General features: G+C 42.7%; 16 protein-coding genes. All 16 read left to right on the top strand.

Annotated elements, in window-relative coordinates; translation table 11 throughout:
• The first annotated feature begins 87 nt into the window (after nt 1-87).
• The 16 genes from rbfA (at nt 88) to BIZ38_RS16820 (ending at nt 16,308) form a co-directional block, all read left to right on the top strand.
• On the top strand, nt 88-492 hold the full coding sequence (rbfA, locus tag BIZ38_RS16895; RefSeq protein ID WP_054553174.1) for a 30S ribosome-binding factor RbfA: 405 nt from the start codon (nt 88-90) through the stop codon (nt 490-492).
• Nucleotides 492-1,436 carry a tRNA pseudouridine(55) synthase TruB gene (gene truB / locus BIZ38_RS16890; RefSeq protein WP_187490797.1) on the top strand — a complete coding sequence of 315 codons (945 nt, stop codon included), beginning with the start codon at nt 492-494 and terminating at the stop codon, nt 1,434-1,436. Before rbfA ends, truB begins: the two co-directional genes overlap by 1 nt.
• A gap of 110 nt (nt 1,437-1,546) precedes the next feature.
• Nucleotides 1,547-1,816 carry a 30S ribosomal protein S15 gene (gene rpsO, locus BIZ38_RS16885; protein ID WP_054553172.1) on the top strand — a complete coding sequence of 90 codons (270 nt, stop codon included), beginning with the start codon at nt 1,547-1,549 and terminating at the stop codon, nt 1,814-1,816.
• Between the two features lie 242 nt (nt 1,817-2,058).
• Complete coding sequence (gene pnp / locus BIZ38_RS16880; RefSeq protein ID WP_054562096.1) at nt 2,059-4,188, top strand: polyribonucleotide nucleotidyltransferase; 2,130 nt, start codon at nt 2,059-2,061, stop codon at nt 4,186-4,188.
• Between the two features lie 128 nt (nt 4,189-4,316).
• On the top strand, nt 4,317-5,195 hold the full coding sequence (gene nlpI / locus BIZ38_RS16875) for a lipoprotein NlpI (protein WP_054553170.1): 879 nt from the start codon (nt 4,317-4,319) through the stop codon (nt 5,193-5,195).
• The gene (locus BIZ38_RS16870; RefSeq protein ID WP_187490796.1) at nt 5,179-6,381 is read left to right on the top strand and encodes a hypothetical protein; all 1,203 of its coding nucleotides are present in this window, start codon (nt 5,179-5,181) and stop codon (nt 6,379-6,381) included. The genes nlpI and BIZ38_RS16870 overlap by 17 nt, the downstream gene beginning before the upstream one ends.
• Nucleotides 6,382-6,591: 210 nt before the next feature.
• Nucleotides 6,592-9,384 carry a monovalent cation/H+ antiporter subunit A gene (locus BIZ38_RS16865; RefSeq protein WP_054553168.1) on the top strand — a complete coding sequence of 931 codons (2,793 nt, stop codon included), beginning with the start codon at nt 6,592-6,594 and terminating at the stop codon, nt 9,382-9,384.
• Entirely contained in the window at nt 9,384-9,728 is a 345-nt protein-coding gene (locus tag BIZ38_RS16860) for a Na+/H+ antiporter subunit C (RefSeq protein ID WP_054553167.1), read from the top strand. Before BIZ38_RS16865 ends, BIZ38_RS16860 begins: the two co-directional genes overlap by 1 nt.
• Nucleotides 9,725-11,242 (top strand): monovalent cation/H+ antiporter subunit D, encoded by a 1,518-nt coding sequence (locus BIZ38_RS16855; RefSeq protein WP_138598983.1) that lies wholly within the window; start codon nt 9,725-9,727, stop codon nt 11,240-11,242. Before BIZ38_RS16860 ends, BIZ38_RS16855 begins: the two co-directional genes overlap by 4 nt.
• On the top strand, nt 11,242-11,778 hold the full coding sequence (locus BIZ38_RS16850; RefSeq protein WP_054553165.1) for a Na+/H+ antiporter subunit E: 537 nt from the start codon (nt 11,242-11,244) through the stop codon (nt 11,776-11,778). Before BIZ38_RS16855 ends, BIZ38_RS16850 begins: the two co-directional genes overlap by 1 nt.
• Entirely contained in the window at nt 11,772-12,041 is a 270-nt protein-coding gene (locus BIZ38_RS16845; protein ID WP_054553164.1) for a K+/H+ antiporter subunit F, read from the top strand. Before BIZ38_RS16850 ends, BIZ38_RS16845 begins: the two co-directional genes overlap by 7 nt.
• Before the next feature lie 8 nt (nt 12,042-12,049).
• Complete coding sequence (locus tag BIZ38_RS16840; RefSeq protein WP_054553163.1) at nt 12,050-12,382, top strand: Na+/H+ antiporter subunit G; 333 nt, start codon at nt 12,050-12,052, stop codon at nt 12,380-12,382.
• A gap of 141 nt (nt 12,383-12,523) precedes the next feature.
• On the top strand, nt 12,524-13,318 hold the full coding sequence (gene truA, locus BIZ38_RS16835; protein ID WP_138619867.1) for a tRNA pseudouridine(38-40) synthase TruA: 795 nt from the start codon (nt 12,524-12,526) through the stop codon (nt 13,316-13,318).
• Between the two features lie 158 nt (nt 13,319-13,476).
• Nucleotides 13,477-14,352 (top strand): acetyl-CoA carboxylase, carboxyltransferase subunit beta, encoded by an 876-nt coding sequence (accD, locus tag BIZ38_RS16830; RefSeq protein WP_054553161.1) that lies wholly within the window; start codon nt 13,477-13,479, stop codon nt 14,350-14,352.
• A 25-nt stretch (nt 14,353-14,377) separates the two neighbouring features.
• The gene (gene folC, locus BIZ38_RS16825; protein WP_054553160.1) at nt 14,378-15,643 is read left to right on the top strand and encodes a bifunctional tetrahydrofolate synthase/dihydrofolate synthase; all 1,266 of its coding nucleotides are present in this window, start codon (nt 14,378-14,380) and stop codon (nt 15,641-15,643) included.
• 11 nt (nt 15,644-15,654) lie between these two features.
• On the top strand, nt 15,655-16,308 hold the full coding sequence (locus tag BIZ38_RS16820) for an SPOR domain-containing protein (protein WP_187490795.1): 654 nt from the start codon (nt 15,655-15,657) through the stop codon (nt 16,306-16,308).
• Nucleotides 16,309-16,315 lie beyond the last annotated feature (7 nt).

The raw sequence follows: 16,315 nt of genomic DNA, 5'->3' as shown, positions 1-16,315 counted from the left end.
ATGGGGGCCTAGCCCCCATTTGTGTATTCGTAATTAAATTAACTTATTCTTTAACATCAATAAGTTATTATTTTAGAGTGAAATGAAATGAGAGAATTTTCTCGCACTGATCGTGTTGCACAGCAAATTCAAAAAGAGATTGCTGTTATTCTTCAACGCGAAATCAAAGATCCACGCTTAGGCATGGTGACAGTGTCTGCGGTTGAGGTATCTCGCGATTTATCTTACGCAAAAGTATTTATCACAGTGTTTAATACTGACGATGAAGATAAAGCCAAGCAAAGCGCTAAGATCTTAAATGAAGCAACGGGTTATATTCGTTCTTTATTAGGTAAACGCATTCGTGCGCGCATCATGCCTGAGTTACGTTTTGTGATCGATAACTCGCTTATGGAAGGTATGCGTATTTCAAACTTGGTTGACTCAGTTATTCGTGAAGACAATGCCAAGCATGTAGACGAAGATGACAGCGAAGAAGGCACTAAAGACTAATGGCTAGACGCAGTAAAGGTCGTGCTATTGACGGCATCTTATTACTTAATAAGCCGCAAGGTATTTCATCAAACAAAGCATTGCAGCAAGCAAAGGGAATTTACTTTGCACAAAAAGCAGGCCACACCGGTGCGCTTGATCCGCTCGCGACGGGTATGCTGCCTATTTGTTTTGGTGAAGCGACTAAGTTTACCCAGTTCTTGCTTGATACTGACAAAACCTATGTTGTACGCGCCAAACTTGGTGAGCGAACCACGACCTCTGATTCAGATGGTGAAGTGGTTGAAACGCGTGACGTATCGGTCACCCGTGAACAATTAGCTGAGCAAATTGCCAGTTTCTTAGGTGAGTCGGATCAATATCCTTCGATGTACTCTGCGCTTAAATACCAAGGTCAGCCTTTGTATAAATATGCCCGCGAAGGTATTGAAGTGCCGCGTAAGTGTCGAAAAATTAATGTATTTAGTTTAACGCTTGATGAGTTTGATGAAGCTAATAACGAAGTACAAATGACGGCACACGTCTCTAAAGGCACTTATATTCGTACTATTGTTGACGACTTAGGTGAAAAACTTGGCTGTGGTGCGCATGTCATCATGTTACATCGCAGTGCTGTTGGCCACTATCCAAGTGAAAAAATGGTTACTCTTGAGCAACTTGAAGAAAAGCTACAGCAGTCAAAAGCAGACGATGTTGCGCCTTCAAGCTACCTCGATGAGCTACTACTGCCAATGGATACTGCTTTGGTTGATTTACCTGTGATTGAGATCACTCAAGAGCAGGGAGTGGCATTTAGTCATGGTCAAACAGTGGTGATTGGTAAGCCTGTACCAGATGGTGTGGTAAAGGTAATGGCTGATGGGGTGTTCATTGGTACTGGTGAGCGTCATAAAGACGGCCACTTAAAATCAAAGCGCGGCTTATCAAATCAACTGCCTGAGTAAAGATTACCTTGTAGTTATGAGCAAAGCTGGGTAGAATACGCCCCGCTCAATCGTTTTGGCTGAATTAGTGATCGGCTAAAACACAATTTAAATTAATTTTTGGAGTTACTATGTCACTAAGCAATCAAGAAAAAGTTGAAATCATCGCTAAATTTGCACGCGCTGAAGGCGACACTGGTTCACCTGAAGTACAAGTTGCACTTCTAACTTTCGATATCAACAAGCTTCAAGGTCACTTTGCTAGCCACAAGCACGACTTCCACTCACGTCGTGGTCTTCTTCGCAAAGTAAGCCAACGCCGTAAACTGCTTGACTACCTTAAAGGTAAAGACATTGCACGTTACACTGCGTTAATCCAAGAGCTTGGCCTACGTCGCTAAGAACTAGATTACGAGAAAAGGGGCTATTTAGCCCCTTTTTTTGTGCGCGCATGAAAGGTATACTAGCGCACACCTAGGTAGTGGATACTGCTTAGATATTAAAAAACATCATTGCCAATTGTAGTACTTAATCGTGTTTTCATAAGCACAATTAAGTACTGTAATTGGTACTTTGATGGACTATTTTTTACCAATTCGGAGCATAGCTCTGAGTTGCTTTTACATTTAAAGGACATTTTTAAGTGCAAGCAATTATTAAAGAATTTCAACTAGGCCAACACACTGTGACCCTAGAAACAGGTGCTATCGCTCGTCAAGCTGACGGCGCAGTACTAGCAAGCATTGGCGATACTTCAGTATTAGTTACTGTTGTTGGTAAGCGTGATGCACAACCAGGTCAAGACTTCTTCCCACTAACAGTTAACTACCAAGAGCGTATGTACGCTGCGGGTCGTATCCCTGGTGGTTTCCTTAAGCGTGAAGGTCGTCCTAACGATGGCGAAACACTTATCGCTCGTCTAATCGACCGTCCAATCCGTCCACTTTTCCCAGACGGCTTCGTAAACGAAGTACAAGTAATCGCGACAGTTGTTTCTGTTAACCCAGAAATCCAACCTGACATGGTTGCTATGATCGGTACTTCAGCAGCACTTGCTATCTCTGGTATCCCATTCAATGGTCCTATCGGTGCATCACGTGTTGGTTTCATCAACGGTGAATACGTACTTAACCCAACACTAGCTGAGCTTGAAGAAAGCCAATTAGACCTAGTTGTTGCTGGTACTGATAACGCAGTACTTATGGTTGAATCAGAAGCTGAAACACTATCTGAAGACGTAATGTTAGGTGCGGTTGTTTATGGTCATGAGCAATCTCAAGCTATCATCAACGCAATCAACGAGTTCAAAGCTGAAGCGGGTAAACCAGCTTGGGATTGGACTGCACCAGAGAAAAACGTAACACTTGCTGAGAAAATCTCTGCAATTGCTGCTGATAAAGTAGGTGAAGCATACCGCATCACTGACAAAGTAGCGCGTAAAGAAGCACTAGGTGCAGCGAAAGAAGAAGTGGTTGCTACATTAACAGCTGAACTTGCTGAAGGCGAAGAGCTAGATACGCAAGAAGTTGGTAAACTATTCGGTTCTTTAGAAAAAGAAATCGTTCGTGGCCGTATCATCGCTGGTGAAAAACGTATCGATGGTCGTGAACCAGATATGGTTCGTGCACTAGACGTAATGACGGGTGTTTTACCACGTACTCACGGTTCTGCAATCTTCACGCGTGGTGAGACGCAAGCACTTGTAACTGCAACGCTTGGTACTGAGCGTGATTCACAGTTAATCGACGACTTAACAGGTACTAACAAGCATCACTTCATGCTTCACTACAACTTCCCTCCGTTCTGCGTAGGTGAAACAGGTTTTGTAGGCTCTCCTAAGCGTCGTGAAATTGGTCACGGTAACCTAGCTAAGCGTGGTATCGCTGCGGTACTACCTACACTTACTGACTTCCCATACTCAATCCGTGTTGTTTCAGAAATCACTGAATCAAACGGTTCATCGTCTATGGCATCAGTATGTGGTACATCACTAGCACTTATGAATGCAGGTGTACCAATCAAAGCATCTGTTGCTGGTATCGCGATGGGTCTAGTTAAAGAAGGCGACGATTTCGTTGTTCTTTCAGATATCTTAGGTGATGAAGATCACTTAGGTGACATGGACTTTAAAGTAGCAGGTACTTCAAACGGTATCACTGCACTACAAATGGATATCAAGATCGAAGGTATCACTAAAGAAATCATGCAAATCGCCCTTAAACAAGCGAAAGCAGCACGTCTACACATCTTAGGTGTTATGGACGAAGCGATTGCAGCACCTTCTGAAGAGTTATCTCAATTCGCACCACGCATCTACACTATGCAAATCCCTGCGAAGAAAATTGCTGAAGTTATCGGTAAGGGTGGCGCAACTATCCGTCAACTTACTGAAGAAACGGGCACAACGATTGAAATCGAAGATGACGGTACAATCAAGATCGCTGCCACTGACGGCATTAGCGCAAACGATGCAATCAAGCGTATCGAGCAATTAACTGCTGAACTAGAAGTAGGTACTATCTACACTGGTAAAGTTGTACGTATCGTTGATTTTGGTGCGTTCGTTAATATCCTTCCGGGTAAAGACGGTCTAGTGCACATTTCACAAATCAGCACAGAGCGTGTTAACAACGTAACTGACCACCTAAGCGAAGGCCAAGAAGTTAAAGTTAAAGTTCTTGAAGTAGATCGCCAAGGTCGTGTACGTCTAAGCATCAAAGAAGCTATGGAACCAGCTGCTGAAGAAAAAGCAGAAGAGTCTAAAGACGCTTAATGATGATTGAATAACCAGTTATTTGCTGGATATAAGAAAAAGGGGCTGTTTAGCCCCTTTTTTTATGCTTTAATGAAACCTATCCGCTTCGCCTTTGTCTACAGAGAATTCAGGTATTAAGGAATTTAATGATTTTTAAACACTTAGCATTGACCGCTGTGGCTATTTTTTCTTTAAGTGCATGTCAAACAACTTCACAACCTGAGTCAGTCCCTATTGTTAATGTGCCTTTTACTGCACCATTAGCACCTGATTTTCGTAACGAAATTACGATTGCTCGCTATTCTGAACTACTAAATCGTGCTGATTTAAGTGCAGAGCAACAAGCCAAACTTTATTACGATCGCGGTGTATTATTTGACAGCTTAGGTATGTCGACCTTGGCGCGTATTGACTTTAACCGTGCAATTAAGCTCAAACCAGACCTAGCAGAAGTGTATAACTTCTTAGGCATTCATCACACACTAATGCAGCAGTATGAACAAGCTTATGAGTTCTTCGATTCGGCACTTGAGCTTAACGAGCAACACGAGTATGCCTATTTAAATCGTGGTATTGCCCTTTACTATGGCGACCGTCCATCACTTGCACAAGATGATTTACAGCAGTTTTTAAATCGTTCGCCAAGCGATCCTTATCGTGTGCTATGGCTTTATTTAGCTCAATCAGAAGCTGATAAAGCGCAGGCCTTAGTTGATTTAAAAGCTAACTCGCAGGGTGTTGATGAGTCGCAATGGGGTTACCAACTATTAGCACTTTATTTAGGTGACATTAGTGAGTTTGAGTTTTTATCTGGCATTATTGAAGGTGTAACTTCAGAGCAAGAGTATGCGCACCGCTTATGCGAAGCTTATTTCTACCTAGCTAAAATGCATCAAGCGGCGGGTGATAACTACCTTGCTGCCGATTACTTTAGACTTGCACTTGCCACCAATGTGCATGAGTTTGTTGAATACAAATATGCCCGTTTAGAGCTTGAGTTAATGGCTGGTGAAAACGCAAGCTAAGGTTTTTTTTACTGTTATTCTATTGCTGAGCTTGGGTTTTGTTTCAAGCTCAGTGTCTCGTTTTATTCCCGCTTACGCTTTTTACGCAAATACCACTCCTTCACAAGCAACGGCTATCTATCACTTGGCGCCCAGCGCCATTAATTTGCAGCATTTAGTGCTGCGCAACTCACAGCTTCGCCAGTTAGCAAAGCTAAATGATAGTAATGCTGCGTATCAGCTTGCGCTCAGATTTTTGCAGCAACTAGATTACAACGCAGCAAAATTATGGTGGCAGCCTTACTTTGCTAAATTCACTTCAGCGCAGCAACAAACCTTAGCGGAGCAGCTAGTTAGAGCAAACCAGTGGCTCGATATAAGTTACCTAGGTAAAGCTGGCAAGTTACCTGACGGAGATGCTAAGCAAGCTTGGCTGTTGCAGCAACAAATGCCGCCAGCTCAAATTGACCCAGCTTATGCGCAGCAACAGCAATTAGCCTTATCAACATCAAGTGTACAGGCAAGCAGTCAGTGCCAATTTAATGTTTTAATGATGACAGATCATTACAAGGGCATTGATACTTTAAAGCAGTATAAGCAGCAATATAGTAAAGCGCCTGAGCCTGCAAAAGGCAGCTTTTGTTTTACTGAGGTTGTTTATGTTGCCGATAAGTTTAGCTGTGATGGCAACGATGGGGCGCTTGAATGTAACTGGCAAAATGCGGCTGAGTATTCATGGCCTGAAGGTTTTGACTTTATTGTGATGATGTCAAAACAAGGGGCTGCTAATGTTCGCGGTGGCATTATGCATATAAACTCATCGCAATCTTACGCGGTATTTCTTCATGAGCTAATGCATTTTAATGGTTTTGAAGATGAATATGTTTTAGCAGAGCAAAAACAACAGTGGCTTTGTAAGCAACAGGGGCTAGTTGCGCCAAATCTATTTATTGCCAATGAGGTTTCTCCGCCAAAAGGGTGGCAAAAAAGTATCGCTTGTGGCAACAAAAAAGCCTATAAACCAAGCCCTAACTGGTCGATTATGCAGTACCAAACTATGAGCCTGTCTGAGCAATACCGAGAACTTTGGCAAAAACAAATTAACCAGCCCTTAACAAAGCCGATTCGGTTTTCTGAATATTTTGCCTTTTTAGGCTTAAAGCCAGTGTTTACAACAGCTTCCAAAGAGCATAAATTTTCTGACTAATCGTCTATTTATTGCTATTTTAGTATGCAAAGTGGTTAAATGTTGTGCGAATAGGTGTGTCTCCTATAGACAAAATAGCACCTGATCAGTATAACTATACGCATTGTAAGCTTTTTTTAAGCCAACTTTTAACCATCCAAATGAACAGTACGCAACTAATTAAAACTAGAGCGGTATTGATATTCTTATGACACTAAAAGGCTCCTAATTATGACTTTGCTCTGGATACCCCTGTTATCCTTAATCGGCAGTGTTATTTCATCCTGCACTTCAAAACTAACACGTAACCAAAGCACTGCTTTGACCATGTTAGCGCCTTTGATTGCCCTTGGAATTGTATTTTCGTATACCCCTGCAGTCTTTTCTGGCGAAACAATTCGCTACACTGCTGAGTGGATCCCTCTTTTAAACATGCAAGTCTCGTTTCGACTTGATGGTTTAACGTTACTCTTTCTATATATGATCTTGGGTATCGGTACCCTGGTGATTTTTTATGCGCGTTATTACTTGAGTAGTAGCGACTCAATGCCAAAGCTATACTGCTATTTAATGCTATTTATGACCGCAATGGTCGGCATCGTGATGTCGAATAATGTGATCCAGCTGTGGTTTTTCTGGGAGCTCACCAGTATTAGCTCGTTCTTATTGATTAGCTATTGGTGGCATAAGTCAGAAGCTCGCAAAGGCGCACGCATGGCACTTGCTATTACCGGTGCCGGTGGTCTTGCGTTACTAGCAGGTTTATTACTGATTGGTGATATTGTTGGTAGCTATAATCTTGATGTTATCTTAGCAAGCAAAGCGCTTATTCAATCTCATGCACTTTATGAAGCAGCGCTGGTATTAGTGCTTTTAGGTGCATTTACTAAATCTGCACAATTTCCATTTCATTTTTGGTTACCCCATGCGATGGCGGCACCGACACCGGTCAGTGCCTACTTGCACTCTGCAACCATGGTTAAAGCAGGTATCTTTTTATTAGCGCGTTTTTATCCAGCGCTATCAGGCACAGATACTTGGTTTATCTTAGTGGCAATGACGGGTCTGGCGACTTTATTGGTTGGCGCTTACATCGCGTTATTTAAGCATGATTTAAAAGGCTTGCTGGCTTATTCAACAATCAGCCATCTAGGTTTAATTACATTACTCTTAGGCTTAGATACTGAGCTTGCTACAGTGGCTGCTATCTTCCACATCATTAACCACGCAACCTTTAAAGCGTCGTTATTTATGGCAACGGGTATCATTGACCATGAAACTGGCACCCGTGATATGCGTAAACTTAATGGTATGTGGCGATTTATGCCGTATACCGCCACACTTGCTATGGTGGCAGCGGCAGCCATGGCGGGCGTGCCACTGTTAAATGGTTTCTTATCGAAAGAGATGTTCTTTGCCGAAACACTACATCAGCAAGTGCTTGGCTCCATGTCGTGGTTAATACCAGTATTAGCGACGATTGCTGGTGCACTCTCTGTTGCGTATTCAGCACGCTTTATTCACGACGTGTTTTTCAATGGCGACCCAATCGATTTGCCAAAACAGCCTCATGAGCCACCGCGTTATATGCGTGTACCAATCGAAATTTTGGTTGTGCTATGTTTACTCGTTGGTATGTTCCCGCACTTTGCAGTAAGCGATATTTTAGCTGCGGCGTCTTATGCTGTGCTTGGTGATGCAGCCCCAGATTATAAGCTATCAGTATGGCATGGCTTTAACTTACCACTGTTGATGAGCTTTATTGCAACAAGCGTGGGTGTGATGATTTATGTGCAGCGTAAGCATCTGTTCCATTTCCAAGCGTCATTACCAACTCTTAATGCTAAAAAAGGCTTTGAGCGTGGCTTATATAGCTTAATTAAGTGGTCACAAGAAAAGATTAAACGTATCGAAAATGGCTCGTTACAGCGCTATGCCTTTGTAATGATTGCGGTGGTGCTCATGTGTGCGGGCTGGCCTTTATTTGAAATGCGCCAGTTAGCAGGAGCAAGCGAGTTAACGCCAATCGATTTCCACAATGCTATTGGTGCTGGCTTACTAATAATAGGTGCGTTGGCAACGGTTATTTGGCACCGCTCACGAATGATATCTTTGATTATGATTTCAATCGTAGGCCTGATGGTGTCTGTTGCATTTACTCGATTCTCTGCGCCAGATTTAGCGCTAACTCAGTTAACGGTTGAAGTTGTCACCGTAATGCTACTGATGCTTGCACTGTTCTTTTTACCACAGCGTACTCCGAAAGAATCAAGCTCACTGCGTATTCTGCGAGACTTGGGTATCTCATCGGCAATTGGTGTGGTCGTGGCGAGTATTTGTTATGCGCTTCTAACAAGACCACTTGAGTCAATTTCTGACTTCTTTGTTGCTAATGCAAAAACTGGCGGTGGTGGTACTAACGTTGTAAACGTTATCCTCGTTGACTTCAGGGGTTTTGATACCCTAGGTGAGATTACCGTATTGGGTATTGCTGCGTTAGGTATTTATAAGCTTCTTATTAACTTGCCGCTGTTTATGCCAGCAAGTGATAGTGAAGGGCGCCCATGGGCAAGAGAGCGTTACCCAATTCTACTGTCGAGCATTTCACAAAGTTTGTTACCACTAGCATTACTTGTGTCTGCGTATATTTTCTTACGTGGTCATAACTTACCAGGTGGTGGCTTTATTGCAGGACTGGTTACCGCAATTGCATTTATTTTGCAATATATGGCTAATGGTTCGCACTGGATTGCAGACAGATTTGACGTAAATTATCGTAAGATTATTGCGTCAGGTATTGCTATTGCATTGTTTACAGGTATTGGAAGTTGGTTCTTTGAACGTCCATTCCTAACAACCTGGTTTGATTATTTTGATATTCCGCTAGTCGGCAAGACAGAACTTGCTAGTGCTATCGTATTTGATTTAGGTGTGTATTTAACTGTTGTAGGTGCAACGCTGATGATTTTAGCAAGTTTAGGTAAATTAACTGCTGATACACCCAAGCAAGAGGTAAATATTTAATGGAAGTATTGTACGCATCATGCGTCGGCGTGCTGGTTGCATGCGGAATTTACTTAATATTGCGGGCTCGTACCTTCCCGGTGGTACTCGGCCTGACTATGTTGTCGTATGCAGTTAACCTGTTTTTATTCTCTTCAGGTCGTTTAACTATTAACAAAGCGGCTGTACTTGGTACAGGTAGTGAGTATGCCGATCCACTCCCTCAAGCATTGGTTTTAACCGCCATTGTAATTGGCTTTGCGATGACCGCTTTTGTGGTTATTTTAGCGATTCGTGGCCGTGCTGACTTGGGTAATGACCATGTTGATGGCCATCTTGTTAAATCATCGAAGGAGCAAAAATGATTCAGCATTTAGCTTCTTTACCGATTTTAATTCCGATGTTGGCAGGCGTTATTTTACTCATGCCGCCATGTGGAAAAAACTTACATATCCGCCGTGTTTCGTCGGTTATTTTGTCGATTGTTACACTCTTGGTCAGTGCTTATTTATTATTTCACGTAAATAGTACTGCACCGCTTGTTTACGCAATTGGTGATTGGTCTGCACCATTTGGTATTGTGCTGGTTGCCGATAGGCTAGCAACGCTACTAGTGCTACTTACCAGTTTCCTTGGTGCGGTCGTAGTGCTTTATAGCTGTGCAGGTGATGATAAAAAAGGGAGCTTTTTCCATCCGTTAGTGCACTTTTTAGTGTTAGGTGTAAATGGTGCCTTTTTAACGGGCGATGTATTTAACCTGTTCGTATTTTTTGAAGTGCTGTTGATTGCTTCGTATTCATTATTGATGCATGCCGGCAATAAACATAGCACCCGAGCTGCACTGCAATACGTCATTTTAAACCTGATTGGTTCAAGCGTATTTTTGATTGCGCTGGGTGTACTTTATGGTGTGCTAGGCACATTGAACATTGCTGATTTAGCGCAAAAAGTACCACAGCTGACGGGTGACGATGTTTACCTTGCTAAAATAGGCGGCTTGCTGTTAATCGTGGTATTTGCGTTAAAAGGCGCGTTATTACCGTTACATTTATGGCTACCGAATACCTACGCCAGTGCAATGCCATTAGTTGCTGCATTATTCGCGATTATGACCAAAGTCGGTGTGTATGCCATGCTGCGCGTGTATACCGTAATATTTGGTGATAATGCTGGTGAGCTTGCTCATATGGCACAGCCTTGGTTATGGGGCTTAGCACTAGCGACCATCGTAATGGGTGGTATTGGTGTATTAGCGAGTCAAGATTTTAGAAAGCTTATTGCGAATCTGGTGGTTGTATCTGTCGGTACTTTAGTGGCATTGGTTGCGATTCAAAATGTTGCTGCAACCGCGGCATTACTTTACTACTTAGTGCATTCAACCATTATTTGCGCTGCACTATTCTTAATTGCGGATTTAATTGCTCAGCAACGTGGTAAAGTTGCCGACCGGTTAGTCGCAGGGCGCGCCGTTGCACAGCCATATTTACTTGGTACTTGTTTTGTAGTGGCTGCGCTTGCTGTTGTGGGTATGCCACCGTTATCTGGCTTTGTCGGCAAAGTATGGATTTTAAAGAGCACGCTAGATAGCGAAAAAGCCATGTTGTTTTGGCCAATATATCTAGTTTCAAGTTTAGCGTTATTAGTGGCGGTTTCACGAGCCGGTACCAGCTTATTTTGGGATCACACCCATAAAGATAGTGAAGCAATTGAAGGCACTAAAGCACATCCTGTTAAAGTAATAGCTGTAGTTGCATTACTTGCGTGTTCACCTTTAATGGTTGTGTTTGCAGGACCGATTTCAGACTATATGTTAGCAACATCAGAGCAGTTGTTTGATATCAACACTAGCATCAACGCTGTATTACAAGGAGGCCAATAATGCGTTTAGAAGCTCGCTTTCGTTGGTTGCCAACACCATTTCGCAGTGTTTTATTATTCATTGTATGGCTGTTGTTAAATAACAGTGTGTCGCCAGGACACCTGTTTTTAGCTGCATTTTTTGCCATTACTATTCCGTGGATCACATTCCCATTTCGTGATCCTCAGCCGCTTATTGTTAGGCCAGGTCTTGCGTTTAGGCACTTATTGTTAGTGCTGTACGATATTGTGACTGCTAACTTACAAGTAGCCCTGTTGATCCTTGGGCCAACGAAAAAGTTACGCCCAGGTTTTATCAAAGTACCGTTGGATTTAAGCCATGAAATGCCAATCACTATTTTGGCCAGCACAGTATCTTTAACACCAGGTACAGTGAGTGCAGAGGTTTATCCTATTCCTGAATCACTCGAAGAGGGCGAAGAAATTCAGCAGCGCTACTTATTGATTCATGTACTCGATTTAGCTGATGAACAAGCGTTAATTAATACTATTAAGCAGCGCTACGAAGCACCGCTTAAGGAGATTTTTCGATGCTAGATACCGTTTTTCTAATTGTTTTTGCAATGATAGCCATATCTTTATTGTTAAACCTATGGCGTTTAATTGTTGGGCCGTCGGTACCTGATCGTATATTGGCTTTAGATACTATGTTCATAAATACCATTGCTTTAATTATTCTTTATGGCATGAGCATGGGCACCGATTTATATTTTGAAGCCGCATTATTAATCGCCATGCTTGGCTTTGTGAGCACTGTAGCTGTATGTAAATACCTGCTGCGTGGCGATATTATTGAATAAGGTAGCAAATGATGAGTGAATGGATTGTATCAATCTTATTATTAATTGGTGGTTGCTTTATTCTTATAGGTTCAATCGGACTTGTGAAAATGCCTGACTTTTTTATGCGCCTGCACGGTCCAACTAAAGCAACAACGCTTGGCATGGCATCACTGCTAATTGCTGCCATGGTGTATTTTAGCTACACCCACGATGGCATCAGTGTGAAAGAAATTTTGATTTCAATTTTCTTACTGATCACCGCACCTATTAGCGGCTATATGCTGATCAAATCAGCCATCCACCATAAGCTTCGTGCTAAAGATGGCACCAAGGGCCTCGATAACATCGAAGAAGATTAATACTAGCTCGCAACAATAGTTAAGCGAGTTGGTGTGATATCTGAGTAACCAGAACAATGTGATCTACGACAGTGGCTTTTATTGCGCTCGTAGATCGCATAAAATGCCCCGTCATTTAGTACAGTAGGTAAATAGAGCATTATGCGAGTAGCACTTGGAGTAGAGTACAACGGCGCGCGTTACAGTGGTTGGCAACGTCAATCACACGTCAATAGCGTACAACAAGAAGTAGAAACGGCGTTGTCGCGTATTTGTAATCATCCAGTCGAAATTGTTTGTGCAGGCCGCACCGATGCGGGTGTACATGGCACTGGGCAGGTGATCCATTTTGATACTCACGCTGAGCGTGAAATGGTCGCGTTTACGATGGGTATGAATACCTTACTGCCAAAAGATATTGCTATTCGCTTTGCCAAGCCTGTAAGCGAAGACTTTCACGCTCGTTTTAGTGCCACAGCGCGTCGTTATCGCTATGTGATTTATAATTACACCTATCGCGGCGCTATCATGAGTGAAGGGGTGACCCATTTTCATCACCCATTAGACGAAACTAAAATGCAAGAAGCCTGTCAGTATTTAATAGGTGAGCATGACTTTACTTCGTTTAGAGCACTACACTGCCAAGCAAATACAGCAAATCGTACTATTCACCATTTATCGGTAAAACGCCAAGGTGATTATGTGATCATTGATATCAAAGCCAATGCGTTTTTACATCACATGGTACGAAACATTACCGGGTGTTTGATGGACATAGGTTTACATAAGCATGAACCTGTGTGGTTAAAAGAATTACTTGATTTAAAAGAGCGCGCTAAGGCAAGTGCAACAGCAAAAGCCGCTGGCCTTTACTTAGTTGACGTGGATTACCCTGAACATTTTGGCATTCCTAAAACACCATTAGGGCCTTTGTTTTTACCTGATTCAGACGGTTAGACTTTAGTGGACTACTACTAAGACCAGTTTTTTATATCGTCTGCGGGTAATTCATGTTTTAATTGAAAAAATCTGTCTGTTTATTTGTTATCAGAAACACAAGCGAGTGTTTCCAATTAAACAGACTGCGACACAGAACAGCATTAAGAGAGTTGCAAATGAGTTGGTTAGAAAAAATCTTACCTAAAACGACTAAATCGTCAGGTCGTAAAGAAATCCCAGAAGGGGTTTGGGCTAAGTGTACAGACTGTGATTCAATTTTATATAAAGCAGAATTAGAAAAAGCACTCAACGTGTGTCCTAAGTGTGATCACCACATGCGTTTAAGTGGCCGTAAACGTCTTGAAAACTTTTTAGATGATGCTGACCGCCAAGAAATTGGTGCAGAGCACGAACCAAAAGACGTATTAAAGTTTAAAGATTCTAAAAAATACTCTGACCGTATTACCCAAGCACAAAAAGCAAGCGGCGAAAAAGACGCACTTGTAGCTATGAAAGGCCGCCTAAAAGGCATTCCTGTTGCTGCTGTTGCTTTTGAGTTCTCGTTTATGGGTGGTTCAATGGCGTCAGTAGTAGGTGCTCGTTTTGTTGAAGCTGTAGATCAATGCTTAGAGCACAACATGCCACTTATTTGTTTCTCTGCATCAGGTGGTGCACGTATGCAAGAAGCACTTATGTCGTTAATGCAAATGGCTAAAACAAGTGCTGCACTTGCAAAAATGAGCGAAAAAGGCTTACCGTTTATTTCAGTATTAACTGATCCAACAATGGGTGGTGTATCTGCATCACTGGCAATGCTTGGTGATGTAAACGTTGCTGAACCTAAAGCGCTAATCGGTTTTGCGGGTCCTCGTGTAATTGAGCAAACAGTACGTGAAACGCTTCCTGAAGGTTTCCAACGCAGTGAATTCTTGCTAGAGCATGGTGCAATCGACATGATTGTAGACCGCCGTGAAATGCGTGACACCCTTGCACGTATCTTAGCGAAATTTATGAACTTGCCTTCTACTGAACAAGAGCATAGAGTAGCGTAAATTTCAGCTTAACTGATTAAACGCTATGACAGAAATCCTTCCTAGCCAATCATCAAGCCTTGATGATTGGCTTTGTTATTTAGAAAGTGTCCATCCTGCTAATATCGAAATGGGTTTAGAGCGCGTAGAACGCGTTGCTAACCAAGTCGGCTTACTCGATACATCAAGCAAAATAATCCTCATTGCAGGCACCAACGGTAAAGGGACCACAGCCCGTTGCCTAGAAAGCTTATTACTTGCACAGGGTTACAGCGTCGGTACTTATGCTTCGCCGCATCTTATTCGTTATAACGAGCGCGTACGCATTAATGGCCAAGAGCTTGACGATCAATTCCATGTTGATGCTTTCGATATGCTTGAAAAAGGCCGTGGTGACACGCAGCTTACTTATTTTGAGTACGGTACCCTAGGTGCACTGGCTATTTTCAAACGTCACGCCGTTGATTATGTGCTGTTAGAAGTGGGGCTGGGTGGCCGTTTTGATGCGACTAATATCGTGAATCCGCATGCTTGTGTGATCACCACCATAGATTTAGACCATAAAGAATACCTAGGTGATACTCGAGAACTTGTTGGTTACGATAAAGCCGGTATTTTCCGTACCAACACACCAGCTATTGTTGGCGATTTAGCGATTCCGCATACAGTGACTGATTATGGTAATGAAATTAACGCTGATATGGTGTTATCAGGCCGTGACTTCATATTCACAGAAGACAGTGAAGGCTTTAACTGGCAGTACCAAGGTAAAGATTGGCGCTTAGCTAAGCCTGCTATCCCTTGTCAAAATGCAGCAACCGCGTTGACCTTACTTGCAAAGCTTGAGCTACTACCAAGCGAGCAACAAGTGCGTGATTGCTTAGCGAATCTGACTGTAGAAGGGCGCTTTCAGCAGTTAAGTGAGCAGCCGCTTATTTTTACCGATGTTGCGCATAACCCTGAGTCAGCTCGATATTTGGCACGCAAATTAAGCGTGTATAAAGATCAAGGGTTTAAAATTCATGCATTAGTCGCTATGCTTGCAGATAAAGATAAGGTGGCTGCTATGTCAGCCGTGGCAAATGTTGTTGACCAGTGGTCGTTAGCAAGCTTAGATTGTTTCCGTGGCGATAAAGTTGAGAATCTTGCTAAAGCACTAGCCGAAACCACATCAACAGCGCCTAGTACGCACTATGAGAGTGTTGAAACTGCGCTAGATACGTTATTACCAAATGTTGATGAAAACACGTTAGTGATTGTGTTCGGCTCGTTTATAACTGTGGCTGCAGCCATCAATTACTTTAAAAAATAGAGAGGAAATCGGTGAACGCAGGGTTTATTAATCGCTTAGTAGGCACCACGATTGTGGTTGTGGCGGCTATTGTCTTCATTCCAAACATTTTGGATGGTGAGAAGGTTCATTATAAAGAAGGCTTTAAAGCTATTCCTGAACGCCCTGAGTTCACTACGATAGACTTGCAAGAGGTGATTGATAATAAAGTCGCCTCTGCCGAGCAACCTTCGCAAATTCCGGTTGAAGATACGCAAGCAAACGACGCTGATCTTGTCGCAAATGAAACCCAGCAAATTGATACTGCGCCGCAAATGGTTGAAGCTTCTATCGATGAGCCGGTAATTAACAAAGCTGAGCCAAAAGTTGCAGTGCAAGAGCCTGCCAAGCCAGTCGCTAAAGCCCCTGAGCCAACCCGTAAGCCAGAAGAAAACCTCACACAAATGGCTTATGTTATTCAACTGGGTAGTTTTTCTCACGCACCTAATGTGAAATCACTGCAAGAAAAATTAAAAGCGAATGGTTTCAAAACCTTTACGCGTCCAATCAAAACCCCGAACGGCACACTGACAAAAGTCTTTGTAGGTCCTTCACTTAGCAAGAAAGAGTTAGAAAGTAAGCTTCCTGAGTTAAAGCAGTTAACCAAGTTAAACGGCAAAGTTACTCAGTTTGAAATTACAAAATGATCTGGTA

The sequence above is a fragment of the Pseudoalteromonas sp. BZK2 genome (assembly GCF_014349195.1).
Taxonomy (GTDB): Bacteria; Pseudomonadota; Gammaproteobacteria; order Enterobacterales; family Alteromonadaceae; genus Pseudoalteromonas; species Pseudoalteromonas simplex.
The sequence above is the reverse complement of the archived record's forward strand: the minus strand, read 5'-3'. Positions and strand labels throughout refer to the sequence as shown.

Excerpts from the sequence above, each read along its gene's own strand:
- rbfA (WP_054553174.1), top strand. The coding sequence starts at position 88 with ATGAGAGAATTTTCTCGCACTGATCGTGTTGCACAGCAAATTCAAAAA.
- truB (WP_187490797.1), top strand. The coding sequence starts at position 492 with ATGGCTAGACGCAGTAAAGGTCGTGCTATTGACGGCATCTTATTACTT.
- rpsO (WP_054553172.1), top strand. The coding sequence starts at position 1,547 with ATGTCACTAAGCAATCAAGAAAAAGTTGAAATCATCGCTAAATTTGCA.
- nlpI (WP_054553170.1), top strand. The coding sequence starts at position 4,317 with ATGATTTTTAAACACTTAGCATTGACCGCTGTGGCTATTTTTTCTTTA.
- BIZ38_RS16865 (WP_054553168.1), top strand. The coding sequence starts at position 6,592 with ATGACTTTGCTCTGGATACCCCTGTTATCCTTAATCGGCAGTGTTATT.
- BIZ38_RS16860 (WP_054553167.1), top strand. The coding sequence starts at position 9,384 with ATGGAAGTATTGTACGCATCATGCGTCGGCGTGCTGGTTGCATGCGGA.
- BIZ38_RS16855 (WP_138598983.1), top strand. The coding sequence starts at position 9,725 with ATGATTCAGCATTTAGCTTCTTTACCGATTTTAATTCCGATGTTGGCA.
- BIZ38_RS16850 (WP_054553165.1), top strand. The coding sequence starts at position 11,242 with ATGCGTTTAGAAGCTCGCTTTCGTTGGTTGCCAACACCATTTCGCAGT.
- BIZ38_RS16845 (WP_054553164.1), top strand. The coding sequence starts at position 11,772 with ATGCTAGATACCGTTTTTCTAATTGTTTTTGCAATGATAGCCATATCT.
- BIZ38_RS16840 (WP_054553163.1), top strand. The coding sequence starts at position 12,050 with ATGATGAGTGAATGGATTGTATCAATCTTATTATTAATTGGTGGTTGC.
- truA (WP_138619867.1), top strand. The coding sequence starts at position 12,524 with ATGCGAGTAGCACTTGGAGTAGAGTACAACGGCGCGCGTTACAGTGGT.
- accD (WP_054553161.1), top strand. The coding sequence starts at position 13,477 with ATGAGTTGGTTAGAAAAAATCTTACCTAAAACGACTAAATCGTCAGGT.
- folC (WP_054553160.1), top strand. The coding sequence starts at position 14,378 with ATGACAGAAATCCTTCCTAGCCAATCATCAAGCCTTGATGATTGGCTT.